The organism is Galbibacter pacificus (assembly GCF_029603165.1).
In the GTDB taxonomy this organism is placed as follows: domain Bacteria; phylum Bacteroidota; class Bacteroidia; order Flavobacteriales; family Flavobacteriaceae; genus Galbibacter; species Galbibacter pacificus.
Genome location: NZ_JAQSVC010000005.1, coordinates 251,511 through 270,685 on the forward strand (window position 1 = coordinate 251,511; position 19,175 = coordinate 270,685).

24 protein-coding genes are annotated in these 19,175 nt (G+C 37.2%); 15 read left to right on the forward strand and 9 right to left on the reverse strand.

Going from position 1 to position 19,175, the window contains the following annotated elements; all coding sequences use genetic code 11:
- Window positions 1-12 precede the first annotated feature (12 nt).
- From PSF86_RS14520 to PSF86_RS14560, 9 genes are all read left to right on the forward strand, one after another.
- Window positions 13-501, forward strand: coding sequence for a DUF5606 family protein (locus PSF86_RS14520; RefSeq protein WP_277900818.1), 489 nt, complete (start codon window positions 13-15; stop codon window positions 499-501).
- Window positions 502-625: 124 nt separating this feature from the next.
- A complete protein-coding gene (locus PSF86_RS14525; protein WP_277900819.1) occupies window positions 626-1,135 on the forward strand; it encodes a hypothetical protein in 510 nt (169 codons plus the stop codon).
- Window positions 1,123-1,806, forward strand: a complete 684-nt coding sequence (locus PSF86_RS14530) for an NRDE family protein (RefSeq protein WP_277900820.1) — start codon at window positions 1,123-1,125, stop codon at window positions 1,804-1,806. Before PSF86_RS14525 ends, PSF86_RS14530 begins: the two co-directional genes overlap by 13 nt.
- Window positions 1,781-2,170, forward strand: coding sequence for a DoxX family protein (locus PSF86_RS14535; RefSeq protein WP_277900821.1), 390 nt, complete (start codon window positions 1,781-1,783; stop codon window positions 2,168-2,170). The genes PSF86_RS14530 and PSF86_RS14535 overlap by 26 nt, the downstream gene beginning before the upstream one ends.
- Window positions 2,167-3,204, forward strand: coding sequence for an ATP-grasp domain-containing protein (locus PSF86_RS14540; protein ID WP_277900822.1), 1,038 nt, complete (start codon window positions 2,167-2,169; stop codon window positions 3,202-3,204). The genes PSF86_RS14535 and PSF86_RS14540 overlap by 4 nt, the downstream gene beginning before the upstream one ends.
- 43 nt (window positions 3,205-3,247) lie before the next feature.
- Complete coding sequence (gene mazG, locus PSF86_RS14545) at window positions 3,248-4,021, forward strand: nucleoside triphosphate pyrophosphohydrolase (RefSeq protein WP_277900823.1); 774 nt, start codon at window positions 3,248-3,250, stop codon at window positions 4,019-4,021.
- A 103-nt stretch (window positions 4,022-4,124) separates the two neighbouring features.
- Complete coding sequence (locus tag PSF86_RS14550; protein ID WP_277900824.1) at window positions 4,125-5,516, forward strand: MATE family efflux transporter; 1,392 nt, start codon at window positions 4,125-4,127, stop codon at window positions 5,514-5,516.
- A gap of 65 nt (window positions 5,517-5,581) precedes the next feature.
- Complete coding sequence (locus tag PSF86_RS14555; protein WP_277900825.1) at window positions 5,582-5,809, forward strand: DUF8828 family protein; 228 nt, start codon at window positions 5,582-5,584, stop codon at window positions 5,807-5,809.
- A gap of 5 nt (window positions 5,810-5,814) precedes the next feature.
- Window positions 5,815-6,384: a phosphatase PAP2 family protein gene (locus PSF86_RS14560; RefSeq protein WP_277900826.1), complete on the forward strand. Its 570-nt coding sequence runs from the start codon at window positions 5,815-5,817 to the stop codon at window positions 6,382-6,384.
- Window positions 6,385-6,723: 339 nt separating this feature from the next.
- Here the strand turns inward: PSF86_RS14560 and PSF86_RS14565 are convergent, their stop codons facing one another.
- The 6 genes from PSF86_RS14565 to meaB all read right to left on the reverse strand — a co-directional run bounded on the left by PSF86_RS14565 (window position 6,724) and on the right by meaB (window position 12,633).
- Window positions 6,724-7,371, reverse strand: a complete 648-nt coding sequence (locus tag PSF86_RS14565) for a PQLLE family protein (RefSeq protein WP_277900827.1) — start codon at window positions 7,369-7,371, stop codon at window positions 6,724-6,726.
- Between the two features lie 392 nt (window positions 7,372-7,763).
- On the reverse strand, window positions 7,764-8,438 hold the full coding sequence (locus PSF86_RS14570) for a hypothetical protein (protein ID WP_277900828.1): 675 nt from the start codon (window positions 8,436-8,438) through the stop codon (window positions 7,764-7,766).
- Between the two features lie 3 nt (window positions 8,439-8,441).
- Window positions 8,442-10,064, reverse strand: coding sequence for an ArnT family glycosyltransferase (locus PSF86_RS14575; RefSeq protein WP_277900829.1), 1,623 nt, complete (start codon window positions 10,062-10,064; stop codon window positions 8,442-8,444).
- A complete protein-coding gene (locus PSF86_RS14580) occupies window positions 10,057-10,680 on the reverse strand; it encodes a lipid-A-disaccharide synthase N-terminal domain-containing protein (RefSeq protein WP_277900830.1) in 624 nt (207 codons plus the stop codon). Before PSF86_RS14580 ends, PSF86_RS14575 begins: the two co-directional genes overlap by 8 nt.
- Window positions 10,681-11,394, reverse strand: coding sequence for a glycosyltransferase family 2 protein (locus PSF86_RS14585; RefSeq protein WP_277900831.1), 714 nt, complete (start codon window positions 11,392-11,394; stop codon window positions 10,681-10,683).
- Between the two features lie 153 nt (window positions 11,395-11,547).
- Window positions 11,548-12,633, reverse strand: coding sequence for a methylmalonyl Co-A mutase-associated GTPase MeaB (gene meaB, locus PSF86_RS14590; RefSeq protein ID WP_277900832.1), 1,086 nt, complete (start codon window positions 12,631-12,633; stop codon window positions 11,548-11,550).
- Window positions 12,634-12,724: 91 nt separating this feature from the next.
- On the opposite strand from meaB, the gene PSF86_RS14595 reads away from it, so the two are divergent.
- The gene (locus tag PSF86_RS14595) at window positions 12,725-13,150 is read left to right on the forward strand and encodes an organic hydroperoxide resistance protein (protein WP_277900833.1); all 426 of its coding nucleotides are present in this window, start codon (window positions 12,725-12,727) and stop codon (window positions 13,148-13,150) included.
- A 130-nt stretch (window positions 13,151-13,280) separates the two neighbouring features.
- Here PSF86_RS14595 and PSF86_RS14600 read toward each other — a convergent pair whose 3' ends face one another.
- On the reverse strand, window positions 13,281-14,234 hold the full coding sequence (locus tag PSF86_RS14600) for an aldose epimerase family protein (protein WP_277900834.1): 954 nt from the start codon (window positions 14,232-14,234) through the stop codon (window positions 13,281-13,283).
- Between the two features lie 190 nt (window positions 14,235-14,424).
- On the opposite strand from PSF86_RS14600, the gene PSF86_RS14605 reads away from it, so the two are divergent.
- The 3 genes from PSF86_RS14605 to PSF86_RS14615 are packed head-to-tail and all read left to right on the forward strand — an operon-like array spanning window position 14,425 to window position 16,994.
- Window positions 14,425-14,967 carry an RNA polymerase sigma factor gene (locus PSF86_RS14605; protein WP_277900835.1) on the forward strand — a complete coding sequence of 181 codons (543 nt, stop codon included), beginning with the start codon at window positions 14,425-14,427 and terminating at the stop codon, window positions 14,965-14,967.
- Window positions 14,951-15,544, forward strand: coding sequence for a hypothetical protein (locus PSF86_RS14610; protein ID WP_277900836.1), 594 nt, complete (start codon window positions 14,951-14,953; stop codon window positions 15,542-15,544). Before PSF86_RS14605 ends, PSF86_RS14610 begins: the two co-directional genes overlap by 17 nt.
- Window positions 15,516-16,994 (forward strand): DNA-binding protein, encoded by a 1,479-nt coding sequence (locus PSF86_RS14615; RefSeq protein WP_277900837.1) that lies wholly within the window; start codon window positions 15,516-15,518, stop codon window positions 16,992-16,994. The genes PSF86_RS14610 and PSF86_RS14615 overlap by 29 nt, the downstream gene beginning before the upstream one ends.
- Before the next feature lies 1 nt (window position 16,995).
- Here the strand turns inward: PSF86_RS14615 and msrA are convergent, their stop codons facing one another.
- Window positions 16,996-17,676: a peptide-methionine (S)-S-oxide reductase MsrA gene (gene msrA, locus PSF86_RS14620; protein WP_277900838.1), complete on the reverse strand. Its 681-nt coding sequence runs from the start codon at window positions 17,674-17,676 to the stop codon at window positions 16,996-16,998.
- 76 nt (window positions 17,677-17,752) lie between these two features.
- On the reverse strand, window positions 17,753-18,091 hold the full coding sequence (locus PSF86_RS14625) for a DUF6249 domain-containing protein (RefSeq protein ID WP_277900839.1): 339 nt from the start codon (window positions 18,089-18,091) through the stop codon (window positions 17,753-17,755).
- 127 nt (window positions 18,092-18,218) lie between these two features.
- Here PSF86_RS14625 and PSF86_RS14630 point away from each other — a divergent pair, with 127 nt between their 5' ends.
- Entirely contained in the window at window positions 18,219-18,791 is a 573-nt protein-coding gene (locus PSF86_RS14630) for an RNA polymerase sigma factor (protein WP_277900840.1), read from the forward strand.
- A gap of 1 nt (window position 18,792) precedes the next feature.
- The gene (locus tag PSF86_RS14635; protein ID WP_277900841.1) at window positions 18,793-19,173 is read left to right on the forward strand and encodes a hypothetical protein; all 381 of its coding nucleotides are present in this window, start codon (window positions 18,793-18,795) and stop codon (window positions 19,171-19,173) included.
- The last annotated feature ends 2 nt before the right edge of the window (window positions 19,174-19,175 follow it).

Below are 19,175 nucleotides of genomic sequence, written 5' to 3' on the forward strand. Positions count from 1 at the left end.
AAATAATAACTTATGGGCTTAGATAAAATATTAGCCATTACGGGAAAACCCGGACTTTATGAGCTAAAAGCGCAAACCCGTTCGGGAATTGTGGCAGAATCTTTAATCGATAGAAAAAAAATTAGTGTTGGTTTGAGAAGCAACATAAGCTTGCTGTCAGAAATTGCCATTTACACGCTTACCGAAGAAGTGCCCTTAAAAGAGGTCTTTAATAAAATAAAGCAGAAGGAAAACGGCGAAAAAACCAAGATAAGCCATAAAGAAGAAAAAATAAAGTTGGAAGAATACTTCTTTGAAATTTTACCCGATTACGATGAAGATAAAGTATATGCCAGCGATATTAAAAAAGTAATACAATGGTACAACTTACTCCTTGATTACGGCATTACCGATTTTGGAGATGAAGAAAAAAGCAAAAAAGTAACCCCGGCCAAAGCAAAAACTACAACCAAAGCAAAAGCTTCGGCAGAAGAAAAGGCCTCTAAAGAAAAGCAAGGATAAAAGATTATCTACAAAGTTTTGTTAATAAAAAGAAAGCCCGCTAAAAATAGCGGGCTTTCTTTTTGGTAAATTTACTTGTAAGGAAACAATTGTAATAGCTACATAATAGAGAAAGCAAGTAATAATGATTCAACAAACTACCAATCAAACCCTGCAACAATTGAAGGAAATCATCCTGCTTTTTAACGCTCAACAATATGCAAAACCCCTGCAAGTCTTGAACGGCTCATCGATAGGGATGCACGTAAGGCATATTTTGGAATTTTACCAATGCTTGATGCTGTCCATAGAAATTGGGGAAGTAAATTACGACACAAGAAACCGCGACTTAAAATTAGAAACACAACCAAAACATGCTACTGTGTTAATTGAAGAAATTATGGCATTTATAAAATCTGTAAAAAAGGACGTAAACTTGCTTTTAAAGGGTAGCTATTGCAATGAGGACGCTTCAAGGCAAATAGAAGTTTCCACAAATTTAAACCGGGAGTTAGTTTATAACATAGAGCATATGGTACACCATTTGGCCATTATTAAAATTGGCTTGAAAGAACTGGACCCAACAATAGTTCTAAATCAACAATTCGGGGTGGCCGCTTCTACCATAAGAAATAAAAACATATGTGCACAGTAAGTTACATACCTACGGAAAAAGGCTTTTATTTAACTTCAAACCGGGACGAGGACCCGCTACGAAAAACTACGTTGCCACAACATGTTTATATGGAGGATAAATTAAAATTATTGGCCCCCATTGATACTGAAAAGGGCGGGAGTTGGATTGCTACCGACAACAAATCGAAGGTTGCCTGCATTTTAAATGGTGCTTTTGAAAAACACCAACGTAAACTTCCTTACCGAAAAAGCAGGGGGCATTTTGTTTTTGAAGCCTTTGAATCCCCTTCATTTTTAAACTTTATGCAAAATGTAGAACTCCAGAACATAGAGCCCTTCACCTTGATTTTAATAGACAAACATTTGCAGGTGCTTGTTTGGGACGGAACCAAAAAATACATGCATTTTCTAAGTAAGGAAATTCCTCATCTATGGTCATCGGCAACTTTATACAATGAAGAAGCTCATCAGAAAAAACTGGAAGTATTTCAAACTTTTTTGGCAACCGGGAATATAACTTCAGAAACGATATTGAAACTTCACGGTATTCATGCAAACAACTCTTTTGTGCTCAACATGCCGCAGGTAAAAACGGTAAGTACCACACAAGTAGAGGCCTTAAATAATAGTATTGGGCTAACATACTATAAAAAAGCAAAAATAGATGAGAAACAAGAAATATTACGTTGAAAGAGCAGCGGCAATTATTGCAGCGGTAATCCTTATCCAAACTTTGTACTTTAAATTTACTGCCCATCCGGACAGCGTAAAACTGTTTACAGAATTGGGCGCAGAACCTGTGGGAAGAATTGGCTTGGGGTGTTTGGAGTTAATAACCGGAATTTTGTTGCTTTATAGAAAAACATCCCACATAGGCGCTATTATCGGTGTGGGGATGATGATTGGCGCAATTGTATCGCATGTAGCCATAATAGGCATAAATTTTAACAACGACGGCGGCACCTTGTTTACCTTGGCTTGTGTAACCCTTGTTTGCTGTATTGTGGTATTATTGACCAAAGATGTAAAACTCCCTATTCTGGGTAAACGATGAAATTGAAGCAGCTGTATATAAAACTTACTTCGTGGGAATATTGGCCCATGTGGGTTTTGTATGTACCTGTTTTTTTGCAGCATTATTGGTTGTCCATCAAAGCAAAAAGCCTGTTTTATTTTTTAAAGGTAAATCCTGCGATTGGCGAAGGTTTTATTTTGAGCGATACAAAATACACAACCCTGCAACTGGTCCCGGAAACCTACAGGCCAAAGACCGTATTAATTGCCAAAGGGAGTACCTTAAAGGCATTAAAGGCAACATTGCAAGACAATAACCTCCATTTTCCAATAATTGTTAAGCCAAATATAGGTTTTCGCGGACTTTTGGTGCATTTGTGCAAAAATGAAGAAGATTTAAGGGGCATACACTTTAACAAAGCTGATTATATTGTTCAGGAATATATAGCATACCCGGTGGAAGTGGGTATTTTTTATTATCGGTTTCCCAATAAAACTTCGGGGCAAATTCCTTCAATTACCTTAAAGGAATTTTTAACCGTTACCGGGAACGGAACCCATACCCTTGAGGAATTGATAAAAGAGAAACCGCGTGCTTTGCTTCAGTATAAAAAATTAGAAAAAAAATTTAAGCACAAATGGCATTATGTTGTTCCGGAAGGGAAAACCATTAAACTTGAAACCATAGGAAATCATAACCGGGGCACAAAGTTTATCAATGGAAATGCTATTTTGGACAACCAATTGTTAAAGGTTTTCGATGATCTAAACGGGCAAATGCCAGGTTTTTTTTACGGTAGGTTTGATATTAGGGCCAAATCAATAAACGATTTAAAACAGGGCAAGAATTTTAAAATACTGGAAGTAAATGGCATCGGGGCAGAACCAACCCATATTTACGACCCATCGTATAAACTTTTTAATGCTTGGAAGGAAATGCTTCATTTATGGAAGGTTGCTTATCAAATAGCAATGCTGAATAAAGAAAAAGGAGAGAAATTCCCTGTTTTTTCCGAAGCGAAAAAGCGTTATTTACAATACAAAAACTATAAAAAAATTGCATTTACCCATTGAGCTCTTTTAAACTTTTTTAAATTGGCTAAAAATTCCCTTTTTTATGAATTCTAGAGAATCGCAGTTAAAAGCAATCGACCGTTTGTTGACCATTATGGACGAACTTCGTGAAAAGTGTCCGTGGGATAAAAAGCAAACCTTGGAATCTTTACGGCATTTAACCATTGAAGAAACTTACGAATTGGGCGATGCCATTCTGGATAATGACCTAGAAGAAGTTAGAAAAGAATTGGGAGATTTATTGTTGCATATAGTTTTTTATGCCAAAATAGGAAGCGAGACCAATCATTTCGACATAGCCGATGTGGCCAATGGCATATGTGATAAATTAATTAACCGGCACCCGCATATTTATGGAAATGTAAAAGTATCCAACGAAGAAGAAGTAAAACAAAATTGGGAGAACTTAAAATTGAAAGAAGGGAAAAAAAGTGTTCTGGAAGGCGTTCCCAAAAGTTTGCCGGCATTGGTCAAGGCGAGCAGGATTCAAGATAAAGTGGCCGGAGTTGGTTTCGACTGGGAAGAACCCCGGCAGGTTTTTGAGAAACTACAGGAAGAGCTCGGCGAATTACAAGAGGAAATCAACAAGGCCGAACATGATAAAATTGAAGCCGAATTTGGGGATGTTATGTTTTCAATGATTAACTACGCACGCTTTTTAAAGGTAAACCCCGAAGATGCACTGGAGCGCACCAACAAAAAATTCATTAAACGTTTTCAATATTTGGAGAAAAAATCCAAGGAATTGGGAAAATCGTTAAAAGAAATGACCCTTGCCGAAATGGACGTGTTCTGGGAAGAAGCAAAGAAAATCTAACACAGGTTTTCCAACACCTCCAGTTTAATTTAAAACTCAAAACCTGTTCTTCATTAGGACATCAAAAGGGTAAAATGTATCTTTGCGCCCTCAAAACAGTTCCATGATCTTAGAACGATATACGAGAGAATTTAATTACAATTTACGTTTGGCCTTTCCCGTTATTTTAGGGATGCTCGGACACACTTTTGTGGCTTTTGCCGATAACGTAATGGTTGGACAATTGGGTACAGCCGAACTGGCCGCAGTTTCATTGGGGAACAGCTTTATATTTATTGCCATGTCTTTGGGAATAGGCTTTTCTACGGCAATTACACCTTTGGTTGCCGAAGCCGATGGAGCCGGAAACATAGAACAGGGGCGCTCGGCACTTAAACACGGGCTCTTTTTATCTACCCTTATTGGCCTTGTGCTATTTGTGATCTTGCTTTTTGCAAAACCATTAATGTATTTAATGGATCAACCGCGCGAAGTTGTAGAGTTGGCATTACCTTATTTAGATTTGGTTGCATTTTCGTTGGTACCACTTATTATGTTTCAGGCTTTAAAGCAATTTTCAGATGGCCTCTCGCAAACAAAATATCCCATGTATGCCACTGTTGTGGCAAATATTGTAAATATTGTACTTAACTACTTATTTATCTTCGGAAAATTTGGCTTTCCACAATTGGGCATTATCGGTGCAGCCATTGGCACATTGGTATCACGCTTTATGATGGTTGTTTTTCTTTGGTGGCTATTTACCACAAATAGTAAGATCAAGAAGTATGTAACACACTTTAAATGGAAGGTTATCGAGGGCAAAATGATAAAAAAAGTCATAAACCTGGGCTTGCCATCGGCCTTACAAATGTTTTTTGAGGTTGCCATTTTCACATCGGCTGTTTGGTTAAGCGGTGTATTGGGAAAAAACCCACAAGCTGCCAACCAAATAGCGCTTAACTTATCGAGCATGACATATATGGTTGGTGTTGGCCTTAGCGTTGCGGCCATGGTGCGTGTTGGAAACCAAAAAGGATTAAAAAACTTTAGGGAACTCCGTAGGATAGCCATTTCTGTGTTCTTTCTTACATTTATCCTGGAAGTTATCTTTGCGCTTTTCTTTATACTTTTCCGTAATTGGTTGCCCACCATATATTTGGACCAAAACGATATGATAAACCTTGCCGATAACACCGAAGTTATTATAGTAGCTTCGCAATTATTATTGATTGCGGCCTTTTTTCAAATTTCCGATGGGCTTCAGGTTACTTTCCTAGGGGCTTTACGAGGATTACAGGACGTAGTTATACCAACTATAATTACTTTTGTGGCCTATTGGATTATCGGTTTCCCCATCTCTTATTACTTTGGATTGAAAACTTCCTTGGGAAATATGGGTATTTGGATAGGTTTGTTGTCCGGACTTACAATAGCAGCTATATTTTTGTATTTTAGATTCAATTACCTAACAAGAAAACTTATTCATGCTAAAGAAAGCATACAGGAAGAATAAAATGGTAAGAAAATAAAGCGATAGGGACATACGGCCCCATAAATAACTAATAACGAAAACAATAAATGGAACTACCAAAATTTTTATTAGGCGATAATACCGATTATCCAGATGCTATTTTTATCATCCATACCGATTACCCGCGCTTTGTTATCAACCTTGAAAACGATGAGGTTGAATGGCTGGAAGATTTTTCTGCTGAAGATGAAAAAGAATTGGCCACAGAAGCCGAAAACCTCATTCAAGCAGCCAACGATTTCTACGACCGGGAAATAAGTAGATATGAAGAATAATAAATATGATTGATAAACTGATAGCATACGACCAAAAACTGTTTTTGTATTTAAACGGACTTGGCAATACCGAATGGGATGCTTTTTGGATGTTTATGACAAACAAATGGTCGTCCATTCCACTATATGCCTTGTTGTTAATACTTGTTCTCTATGTTTTTAAATGGAAAAAAACAATATTGATACTCCTTCTTGTGGCATTGATGATTACTGCTACCGATCAGCTTGCAAATCTCTTTAAATATGGATTTGAACGCTTGCGCCCTTGCCATGAGGAGTTAATTGCACAGCAAATGCGCTTGGTTAAAGCTTATTGCGGTGGCCAATTTGGCTATTTTTCTGCCCATGCCTCCAATGCTTTTGTTGTAGTTACGTTTTTTTCGGTCTTATTAAAAAAATATTATAAATGGTTACCTTTTTTATTGGTGGTTTGGGGTATTACCGTTGCCTATAGCCGTATTTACATAGGGGTACATTATCCTTTGGATATAATTACCGGAATTTCCATCGGGATGCTTCTGGGCTGGCTATTTACCAAACTGTACCATATAATGGTTGATAAGTTTATGAGTTAAGAGTTGAGGGTTTAGAGTTTATTGTTACGCTGTTATGATGCTATATTGTTAAGAGTCCAGAGGTTCAAGGTCTCAGGTTTCAAGTTCAAGGTTATTTATTAACAAATAACTAATTCCCTATTCGAAGTTACTGTCACTTCGACGAAGGGGAAGTCGCATAATATCTATAAGTTAAAGAGTTAATTAATAAATGAGGAAAGGTTTTTTGTTTCAGAGGTTCAAAGATGCAAAGTTACAAAGGTTCAAAGGTTGGTTATAGTTATTAGAGGCGTACAACTCTCAACTCTCAACAATATAGCATCATAGCATCGTAACAGCGTAACACCTCTCAACTAACAATTAACTCTTCACGGTTTTATGCAGCGACTCTAATAATTGCGGGCGGTCTTTTAATTCTAATCTTGCAATAATATAGAAATGGTTCATCCAATGACTTAGCTTGTCCATAATTTCATTTCTATTTTTAGTACTATCTTCTTTTAATCCTTTTATTTTATAGTAACTTTCATAGCTTTTCTTTAATTTTTCCAGCGTGGCCATAGACTTTTCTATTTCGTCTTTGTATAAATTAAACTGATCTAGTTTTTTTTGATATCCGTTGTCTTTGGCGATTGTTTGATAAAAAACCGATACGTTCTCCAGCCAAGATGCAAATTGCTTGGGCGGGTTTTTGTCGATCCTGAGGATTTTTAGGGCTGGTTTATTGGTATCCATGGCAACTTTGGTTATGGCACGGTGCCTGTTGTAGGTTAAATTGACCTGCTGTTTCACCTTTTTATAGGCCAATGAGGCTATTCTTAGGTTTTTCTCAAAATCTGTTACAATATTGCATCTTTCTTTTACCTCCTTTAATAATATTTTCCCCTCGTCTAGCTTGGCTTCATTGTATCCGGAATTTTCCATGGATAATTTTATGGCATTTACCAGTTCGGCATTATGTAGTGCAGTTTCATACATTAAAAGCTTTTCATTTAAAGATTTATTCATTCCCATTTTGCTAAAATTTTATGTTATGGGAATAATATAGTATATAAACGTTATAAAAACGAATTAAAATGAAGAATATTTGTTAAATACATTAAAATTAATGTAGTGTGGGTAAGATAATACATCAATATATTGCTTTATTTTCTTGTAAATGAAGAAAAATATATGAATTTCATCCTTTTTGTATTAATTTTTGCACTACTTAGCTGTTCTAGCACGTTACATTAACTTTCTTATATATTGCTCTGGCATTCTGACGTTCTCACGTATTCCTCTAGTACTTTTTGAGGGACTGATTAATCAATAAATAAATTTATACTGAACTTTGGGTCGATTTACAATGAGAGCTATAAGATGGAAGTGTAAAAATTCAATACTTATTCAATGATTCATCAATTAAATTGCCCTTTTTTAAAAAGATATCCGTTAAGGGGGTAAAGAAAAATCAAAAAGAAAATCAAACCAAAGGCTAGTTCGTAAACTTCCCACTTTCTATCGGCAGGAATAAGGGCAACTGCAACGGTAGCAGCTATAAAGGCAATGGTTTGGTGCCATTTTACAACCGGGACGGCAAATTTATCGGCTAAATTTTTAACCCAGCCCATTTTACGGTACATAAGTGGTACGGCAAGCAGGTAAACAACCATGCCGATCATGAGCAACTGGCTAAAAATGATTTTATTTATTTTGGTATCGCCCACTACAAGGTTGTGCAGGTTGGTTTCCTTTTGTGCATTGTGCTGCAAAAAGTATTCGCCGGATTCTATCCCGAAAATACGTTGCCCCCAGGATATCTCTTCGCCGGCACCAAAGAAAAAGACAATGGCAAAAAGCAAAACGCCCAGCTTCCAGGTAATAGATTTGCCTTTACTTATGGTAAACAATCGCACTAGGCACAGCAAACTTATACAAAGCAGCATAAAAGCAGTGCCGTTTTCTACGGTATGGTCTTCGGCGGCATATGTATTGTTAAAATAATCAGGATTGGTAAATCCTAGGTACAAACTGTAAATCAATATAATTCCCAAAAGGGCATATCCTAACTTTTCGGTTTTGTTAAGTGCCATATTTTATTTCTTTTTAATGATGTAGTACGAACTTGTAAGCCTTGCTTTGTATGCGCGGTCTTTGGGGTTTGCCGTATAATTTATGTCGTATTTTTCTTTATAATCGATAGAATAATCTTTTTCAAAGATACGTTTTAATTCGTCTTTTTTATCGTCTGCTACCAAAATTCCAAATTCTTCTTCGGTTGGTATGTTAAGGTGCCCACCATGTTGAATTTCTGGGGCCGAATGTCCCAAATGCCATATCATTTCCGGGGCGGGTTCGCCTAAGGAATACAATGGCAGAGAAGTTTCGAGCGTATTTATATTGTTAAATTCTTCATTGGTATTAAAAGTATTGGCCAACGGAAAACCAACAAGTAAAATGGCAATAACAAAACCAATAGTGAGGTAAAAGACCTTTTCGGTGTCTTTCTTCCGAAGAAAAAACACAATACCGGCACCAATGGCAAACAATAAAATGGCCGTAAGGATGAAAGATGGGTAATGGCCGCTTAATTTATCTTTTAAGAAGATGAATCCCCCAATGGGGAAGGCAATCCCGATAAGGGCAATAACTCCAAAATTGAAATATACCGGAAAACGCTCGCCTTTTTTTATGTTATTAAAATGATTTACAAGGTATTCTATATAAAAAGCAGTATTAAAGGCCATCGGGATTAGCACCGGGAGCAAATATCTCGATTTTTTCTCGGGAATGAACGATAACAGGACAACCGAAGCCATGGTCCACATAAAAACAAAGGTATAATGCCGTTTGTTGCTTACTCTATTCTTTAAATACGGATATAGCAATGCAACAAAAGCGGGGAGTGTCCATATACCGCTTTGGGTAAAGAAACTCCAGTAATAATAAAACGGGCGCACGTTGTAGCTGGTCCAATTGCCGGCTTCTTCTGTGGCGATTTCCATGAACGACTGCGGATCGGCATAACGAACATACACAAACCAGGAAGCGCCAATGGCAAACCCCAGCAACAAAAGTGAAACAAAGGGCAAGATATGTTTTCTCTTTAGTTCGTTTCGGTAAACTATTCCGTAGGCAATTAAAAAAGAGAGCCATAATGCATACAACGATACGGGCCCCTTGCTTAAAAACGAACATCCAAAGAAGAGCCCGGACAAAAGGGCATTGCCCCATTTAAGTTGGTCAAACTTTAGCATTTTTATTAAAAAATAAATGCTGATAACCATAAAACTATGCGTAAAAATATCCCATTGGCCGTTTCTTCCCGAAAAGATAATATAGAAAGAAGTAGGGAGGATTAAAGCAGTGTAAAAACTTAACTTTTTATTGCTGCTAATGAGCAATACCGTTTTATAAAAAAAGAAAACCAATACAATGGCAGATAATGCCGCCGGTAACCGTAGCGCAAAAAGGTTATGAACCCCAAACACCATTGCACTCAATGCGGTAAGCCACGTTGGTAACGGTGGTTTTTCGTAACGTGGGTAATCGTTCATGGTGGTAAGTACCCAATTATGGTTTTGTATCATTTCCCGGGCGGTTACAAAATTGCGCGCCTCCATGATATTTACATAAATCACGTCCAGATTGGCTATAAATATAAGGGCACATACTAACAGGATAATTTTAACGGGATGCTTTTCTATAAACTCAGTCATTTTGTTTTCTTAAAATAAGTAAGTTCCTAATGTATATAATACTTCCCAAACAATGTCCCACCAGTAAAACAGGATCTCTTCGCAATACGGCATAACTTAAAATCAATAAAGCGCCCAAAAGGCTTAAAAGCCAAAAACCGGCCGGAAGTGAAGACTCTTTGCGTCTTTCGGAATAAATCCATTGGTAAATAAATCGAAAAGTAAATATTACCTGGGCCACAATACCAAGGATTAGTAACCAAAAGGGAATATCTTCGTTTTTGAAAAGCTGGTGCATGTCGTACGTATTGTTGTTGTACCCATAAATAATAATTAATATGGGGAAAAACCATAAAAAAATACGCAATAAGCGTGGCGATTTTTGCCATTCGCCCTGTAACTGTAAATTGCGGATGTAAATAAAGTATGTTAACGTTTGCCCCAGCATGATAGCAAAATCGTCGCGCAACCAACCGTATACGAACAGTAAAAAGGAAGCAAACAAACTTAATTTCCAGAAAAGCGACGGTGTTAGTACCTTTTTATTTTTTTCTGATGAAAGCCATTGATAAATAAGGCGCCCGGAAAAGAGTATTTGTGCGAGAAACCCAATAGCGTATATAAGCCAATCTGCCATTTAACCTTTTTTAGCAATGGAATAATTAATGTACTTTTTCTTCATCCAAAGGTATGCAAAACAATCTTGAAGCGGACCAATAAGGCGGTTCCAGAAACCAAATTTTGCCGTTCCTGCGATACGCGGAAAATGGCGTACCGGAATTTGAACGATTTTACCTTCTTGAAGCAAAATCATGGCGGGTAGAAAACGGTGCAAACCATTAAACATGGGGATGCGCTTGGCATAATCGCTTTTAATAACTTTAAGCGGGCAACCGGTATCGTCCATGCCGTCGTGGGTAAAGGTCCTACGGATACCATTTGCAATGGTGGACGACATGTTTTTTACAAAAGAATCTTTTCTATTGGCACGGACCCCGGTTACGAGATCGTAATGTTCAATATGTTTTAGTAGTTCGTTAAAATCTTCCGGGGTGGTTTGTAGGTCGGAATCTATATATCCCAAAAGCGGAGTGTCCACATGGTCGAAACCGGCTTTTATGGCGGCGCTCAACCCGCGGTTTTCTACAAAAGAAATATAGGTAAAATGATTGGAGCGCTGACAAATAGCTTCAATAAGTTCTTGGCTCTTATCTTTTGAGCCATCGTTAACAAAAAGCACTTTGGCAGGCTTTGCGGCTATTTCAAAGTATTTTTTAAATTCTTTTTCTACCCGTTCCAGGTTGTCTTCTTCATTATAAACAGGAACAATAATAGTAAACTCGTAATTCATAATTATAAAGCTATTTTTTTGACTGTAAAGCTGCAAACCAAATGCAAATGTAGGTATTTACCAGTAAAAATCAACTACTGCCGAGCGTTCTATATTACAAGATTTTTAGAAAACAAAGTAATGGTTACATATGTGGTTTGGTATGCAAAAAAATTATTTGGAAACCAAGGAAAGCAAATATTGAGCGGCTGCAAAAGGGGTGGTTTGGTTGTTTTCTATGGCTGTTAATTGTTCGTGCAAGGCTTTTTTTACCTGCTCGTTATTATAAAAATTCGATTTTAAGCGGTCTTCAATGGTTTGGTGTAGCCAAAACGTGTGTTGCTCCATTCTTTTTTTACTAAAAAACGACTCTTTTTTAGCTTGGTCCACATACATTTCAATAAGTTCCCAAACCTTGTCGATCCCGGTACTTTCAGTAGCCGAGGTAAGCAGGACTTTGGGCACCCAACCATTGGGCTTTGGCGGGTACAAATGCAGGGCCCGGTTAAATTCTACTTTGGCCTTTTGGGCGTTTTTAAAATTATTGCCGTCGGCTTTATTGATAACAATGGCATCTGCAAGTTCTATAATCCCTCTTTTTATCCCTTGGAGCTCGTCGCCGGCCCCGGCCAACTTTAAAAGTAAAAAGAAGTCTACCATGCTATGTACGACCGTTTCGCTTTGCCCCACACCAACGGTTTCTACAAAAATATACTTAAACCCACAGGCTTCGCATAAAATAATGCTTTCCCTTGTTTTTCGCGCAACGCCGCCCAATGAAGTGCCCGCAGCCGAAGGGCGGATGTATACATTTGGATTATTTGCCAATTGTTCCATACGGGTTTTATCGCCCAAGATGCTTCCTTTGGTTATCGAACTGCTTGGGTCTACCGCCAGAACGGCCAATTTACTAGAATTGTTGGCTATATTGTTTCCTAAAGCTTCAATAAAAGTGCTTTTTCCGACACCGGGAACTCCTGTAATCCCAATTCTTATAGAGTTGTTTGTATACGGAAGACATTTGGCAAGGACCTCGTTGGCTTTTTGCAAATGTTTCGGGTTGGTACTTTCTACCAAGGTAATGGCTCTGCTAAGCGCTATGGTATCTCCCTTAACAATAGCATTGGCAAGCGCATCCGAAGAAAAGTCTTTATTCCTCTTGTTCAAAAATTTGGAAATGGCGGCCCGATTGGTAGTTTCGTTCTGCGATACCCCTTCGTGTTTGCTCAAAGCGGATTTATGTGGCTTGTTTTTGGACAAATGCTAAAATTTTAAAACAAATTTAATAACTTCCATACTGATATTCTGTATGAATAAAGGTATATTAGAGAATAATATAAAAAAATCAAAAATGAAAGCATTATACAAAGCTAGCGCCACTACAACCGGAGGTAGGGCAGGACATGTAAAAAGCGATGACGGGTTGATAGACATGAAACTGGAACTGCCAAAAGAATTAGGTGGCAAGGGAGGGGCCCATACAAACCCCGAGCAATTGTTTGCCGCTGGATATTCGGCTTGTTTTGGGAGCGCATTGCAGTTTGTTGCCAAAGAAAATAAAGTGGATATAGGAGATAATTTTGACGTTACCGCAACGGTAGGTATAGGCAAACACCCCGAATTGGGGGGCTTTCTCCTGGAAGTTGTTTTGGATGTAACTTTACCGGGCATAGACGAGGAAACCGGAGAAAAGCTTATAAACGAAGCCCATGAAGTGTGTCCATATTCCCGCGCCACACAAGACAACATAGACGTTACTTTAAATTTAATGGTATAATAATTCACGTTTTTAATAAGCGTATTACAAGACATTGATAAAATAATAAACCCCGCTTGTTTTTTGGCGGGGCTTACTTTTTTAATAGAAACCGATAAAACATTTAATCTTTTATTTCTTTAAAAGAGATTTATTTTACGGTCAACGCAAAAACACTTTCGTTTTTATATAATTCGCCTTTTTTTAATATTACTGAAGGAAAATGCGGTTGATTGGGCGCATTTGGGAAACCTTGGGTTTCAAAACAAATGGCAGGATATTTATGGAGGGGCTTGTTTAAAAATCTATTTTCATCAAAATTTTCGGGGGTGTACACAACAACGCCGGGCTGGTTGCTGGAAACGGTCATTTCTATGCCTGTGTTTTTAGCGTACAATACCGCTAAAGGGTCGTTGTTGGCAAGTACATAACAATCGTCTATGCCTTTGGTTTTAATTTGATTGCCTATTTTATTTTTTCTTCTGAAGTCGTAATGCGTACTTTCAACACTCATAAAATCTCCATCGGCAACAGCATTTTCGTCCTTCGTTAAAATTTTATCAGAAGCAATCATGAGCTCATGGTTTAAAATATTTCCACTTCCGTCAAGGTTATAATAATTATGGTTTGTTAGGTTTGCAATAGTGTCTTTATCACTTTTTGCTTCATAGGTAACTATCAATTTATTTTTTTTAAGTTGATAGGTGCAAAATACCTGAAGGTTTCCGGGGTAACCTTCTTCCGTGTCGCTACTTGTGTATGAAAATTTAATAAAAGGATCATTGCCTTGATGTATGGTTTCCAATTTCCATGTTTTAAAAGAAAAGCCTTCTTTTCCGCCATGCAAATGGGCACCGTTGTTGGAAAGTAGGGTGTAATGTTGGTTGTTTAGCGTAAAACCGCTTTCATGGACCCGTCCGGCAAACCTACCTACCGAAGCTCCTAAATATTCTTGATTGTGCCTATATTCTTGCCGTTCCTTAAATCCAAGAACAATATTTACATTATTTCCGTTTTTATCTTTGGTAATTAGTTGGTGGATGGTAGCGCCATAATCGAGCGCAATAAGTTTTATAAAATCGTTTTGGATGCTGTATTCTTGCATTATATATTAAGTTGTTTCTTTGTAAATAATAAGGGGTTTCCTTAAAATTAGTAGCGAAAATACAAAATGTAAATATAGCACAATTGCTACATCAAATAAATAAAAGAAGAAAATTGCAACGCTTTGTTTTTTTCGTCGTCTTTAATGGTGAATAGTAACTGTATCCAACTAAAAAAAGAGACAAGCCGGCATGCTTGAAATTGATCTGATCGAAAAATGTAAACAAAACAACCGTAAGGCACAAATGAAGCTTTATAATATGTATTGCGATGCCATGTATTGTATAGCCATGCGCTATGTAAAAAATGCAGACGACGCAAAAGATGTTATGCAGGAAAGTTTTATAAAAGCCTTTAAAAAATTGGATCAGTTTAAAGCAGAAGTAACTTTTGGAAGTTGGTTAAAGCGAATTGTAATTAATAAAAGCATCGATTTTTTAAAGTCCAAACGGCAGCATTTCGTATCGTTAAACGAATCGTTTGTGCAACTTGTAGACGATGAAAATTGGGAAATGGAAAGCCCACTGGACATTGCCGATGTCAAGTTTGCCATAAACAAGCTGCCCGACAAATATAGATATGTGGTGATGCTGTATTTAATTGAAGGATATGATCATGAAGAAATTTCGCAAATCCTAGAAATTACCAATACAACATCGAGAACACATTTATTGCGCGGAAAACAAAAATTGCAGTCACTTTTAAAAGAAAGAGCATATGGCACAGGATATTAAAAAAATGTTTGAAGACCATAAAGATAAAGGGCAATATACATTGCCAAAGGGGCATGAAGAAGATTTTTTGAAGCTTTTGGAAGCAACGTTTCCCAAAAAGAGAAAACCGAAGTCTTATTTATGGAAAATAGCCGCTTCCATAGTCGTGCTCTTGGGTATTGGGACCAGTATTTTTTTCTATCAAAAAGAGTCAAATACACCAATTGATGGACAAGTGGTAGGTGTGGATCAAAAAACTGATAAAGAAGCCGATAAAATTACATTGGGTGACATATCTCCCGACCTAAAAAAAGTAGAAGATTATTATGTTGCCAATATTAACCTAGAGCTGGCAGATATAGATTTAAACGATGCCAATAAAAAATTATTGGACGGATACATGGGCAGGCTGTCCGAACTCAACGATGCCTATAAAGAGCTTACCGTAGAGTTAAACAATGTGGGTCCAAACGACCAAACCATTAATGCACTAATTAACAATTTACAGTTGCGCTTACAGTTGCTATACCGGTTAAAAGAGAAGATTAAAGAACTTAAAGAATCAAAAAATGAGAAATTTACAACACAAAACGTATAGATTGCTAGTTGTATTGCTTTTGTCATCGGTTTTTGTACAAGCACAAAAACAATCGAAAACCTACAAAGAATCTTTTGATGTAAATAAAGACGTAGCGATTGACATAAATACAAGTTATGCCGATGTTGAGTTTAATACCTGGAATAAAAACAAGGTAGAAATAGAGGCCGTTATAGAAATAGAGGATGTTTCTAAGGAAGACGCCGAGAAATATTTTAAAGATTGGGACTTTAAGGCAACGGGCACTGCCGATAAAGTTTCGGTAAGCACTGCCAATAATGTTATGAGATGGGCCAATGATGATAACGTAATCGTGATTTCTGATATGGACGATATCGATATTGACTTAGATTTTGATTTTCCCGATTCCATTCCCATTCCCCCAATACCGCCATTACCGCCAATGCCCGACAGTATTATGGTAATGCCACCGGTTCCCCCAATGCCACCGCTGCCTTTTAATTTTGAAGATTTTTCTTTTGATTATGAAGCTTACAAGCGGGACGGGGATAAATACTTAAAAGAATGGAAGGAAAAATTTAATAAAAGTTTTGATGATGAGGTCAAGGCCAATTTAGATGAATGGCAACAGGAAGTAAAAGAACATCAGGCAGAATGGCAAGCCCATAAAGAAGAAATGATGAAAGATTACGAACAGATGCGGAAAGATCAAAAAATAAACAGAGTAGAACTGGAAAAGGCTAGGGAAGAAGCACACAAACAAGCAGAGAAAGCCCGAAAGCAGGTAATGAAGGCAAGGCAACAGGCAATAGAATATAGAAGCAGTGATGCTTCGGGGGCTCCCAATGTGTTTTTTTACAGGTCCGACAGCGGGGACAAAAACCTGAAGATTAAAAAAACAATCAAAATAAAAATGCCCAAAGGCGCTAAGCTAAAAATGAACGTCCGTCATGGCGAAGTGACCTTGGCCGATAATTCATCAACCATAAATGCAACCTTGTCTTATTCAAGGTTGCATGCTTCTAACGTAATTGGCAAAAACTCTGTAATACATGCTTCATATTCACCCATTTTAGTAGATAATTGGCATCAGGGAGAGTTACAAGTAAATTATGTGGAATCGGTAAGCCTAAAAGATGTAAACAGCATTAAATTAACATCGAAATCATCCAACGTTGCCATCGATAATTTTACGGGCGATGCCATTATTGATGGAAGTTTTGGCGACTTGTTTATTAACAATATATCCAACGAGTTTAATACCCTGAATATAATTTTGGACAATTCGGAAGCAAAGGTGAAGCTACCCGATACAGCATTTAATTTTTTCAGCAATGCTTCCAATTCATCTGTGAAATTCCCTAAAACATTGGTGCTGGGTGTTTCCAAAAATTATGGAAATGAAATTGCAAATGGGTACAATGCACAAAAAAACAGCAACAAAACCTTTAGTCTTGTTGCTGCCTATAGCAATGTTACTTTGCAATAGTTTAATGTATATTATCCTTTAAAAGTTCGGGATATTTTTTTTGAAATTTTCTCAACCGTGGAATGGATACATTTTTAACATAAGGATTGTCGGGGTGGAGGCGTTCGTAATTTTGATGATAATCTTCGGCTTTCCAAAATTTTTCAAAAGGAACCACTTGTGTTACAATAGGTTTAGAAAACACCTTCTCATCTTCTAGCTGCTGTATATAGCGCTCTATAATTTCTTTTTCGTCTTCATTTTTATAAAACGCAATAGACCTGTATTGAGTGCCTTTATCGGGTCCTTGCCGGTTTAAGGTTGTGGGATCCTGTGAACCAAAAAAAACCCTTACCAGAGTTTCGTAGGAAACTTCTTTTGGATCGTAATATACCATAACGCTTTCGGCATGACCGGTACGTCCGGCGCCTACTTGCTCGTAAGTTGGATTCTTTTCCTTTCCGCCAGCGTATCCAGAAACGGCTTCTTTTACACCTTTTACACTTTCAAAAACAGCTTCTACGCACCAAAAACAGCCACTTGCAAAATAAGCAGTTTCGTATTGGGAGAGGTCTTGTTGGGGAATCGTTGCTATTGTATCTGCTTCTGCTTTGGCCTGTTGTGCATCCTTTTTAGTAGAAGATTGGCAACCTATGGTAAACAGGCACAAAAAAAGTAAAGAATTCAGTTTTATAAGTTTCATAAAAAATATATTTTTTTAATCAGTCTTAAGTTAACCAAATTCCTTACTAGCGCTACACTTTAATTGTAAAAAATGATTATTCCAATTTTTTAGAAAGGTTGAATCCAAGAAATAAACCAATACCCGCCAAGGTAAAAATAGTACCGGGATATGCTACCTCTGCGTCTACATTATAATTGTAATGTAAAACCCCGGCCAGGAAAATACCAACGCCAACTCCCATTAACAATAGGGAAATGTTTAATATTAATATTTTCCAGATAGGTGCGGTCCTCTTTTTGCTGCTGTAAAATATAGAGGCGTCTGCGCCTTTGTCTATAAGCGATAATCGTTCTTTGTGCCTAGCGGTAATGAACAGGTAAAAAATCCCGAAAAGGGTTCCAAAAACGAATCCGGTAACGATAACTCCTTCCATAAATGTGTTTTTTAATTGATTATTTATTGGTATGACGTATGGGGGAACGAAATGGTTACAAAAAAAGTAAAATAAAAAAAATCCTGATCTTGTAACCAAAAGTAGAACACCAACGTCTTATTTATAAATGACTAACCAACAGGATACAATATACAGAGACCGGGTACTCAAGGGCGATACAAATGCTTTTTCTTATTTTGTGGACACATACCAGCAATTGGCCTTTACCATTGCGGTACGGATTGTAAAAAATAGGGAAGAAGCAGAAGATATTGTCCAAGAAGCATTTATAAAATGTTACCATTCCCTGGCATCATTTAAAGGAGATGCTAAATTTTCTACTTGGTTGTATAAAATTGTGTACCATAGTACATTGGACAGGGTGCGGAAAAATGCAAGGCAAATCCCTTCAGAAGAAATAGAAAAAATAAATTATAATTTAATTGATGATGTTGAGGACGCACTGGATATCCTGGAAAAAAAAGAAAGGGAAAAAATTATTGGCGCGGCCATTGAAACTTTAACAAATGAAGAACAAACAATTATTACCCTATATTATTATGAAGACTTATCTTTGAAAGAAATAGCAACAATAGTTGGTATAAGTACAGGAAATGTTAAAATAAAATTGTTTCGCGCACGCAAGCAATTGTTTGAAATATTAAGGTGTAGAATTGAATTGGTAAATAAATTACAATGAAATGAGTGGGAAAGAAGAACAAAAACTGGACGGATTAACCCGAAAGATGATAAAAGAGGCGGGATTGGAAAAGCCCTCTACGGCTTTGAAGCTTAATATTATGGATGCCGTAAAGGCAGAATCAACAAATGTTAGGTTTAAAGCTTTGATTTCCAATAAATCAAAGGCCGTAGTGGCGGTATTGGCCGTTATTTTTGTTGTTTTGGCCTCTTACTTGCCCAATAAGGATGTTTTATTGGATAATTCGGTTGAAAAATTTTCTTCGTATTTCAATAATTTTTCCAATAGCTTGCCAAAAACCTTTCTTTACGGTATCATTGCTTTTGGCAGTTTGGTTATTCTACAAATTACCATTTTAAAGAATTATTTGGACAGGCAATGATT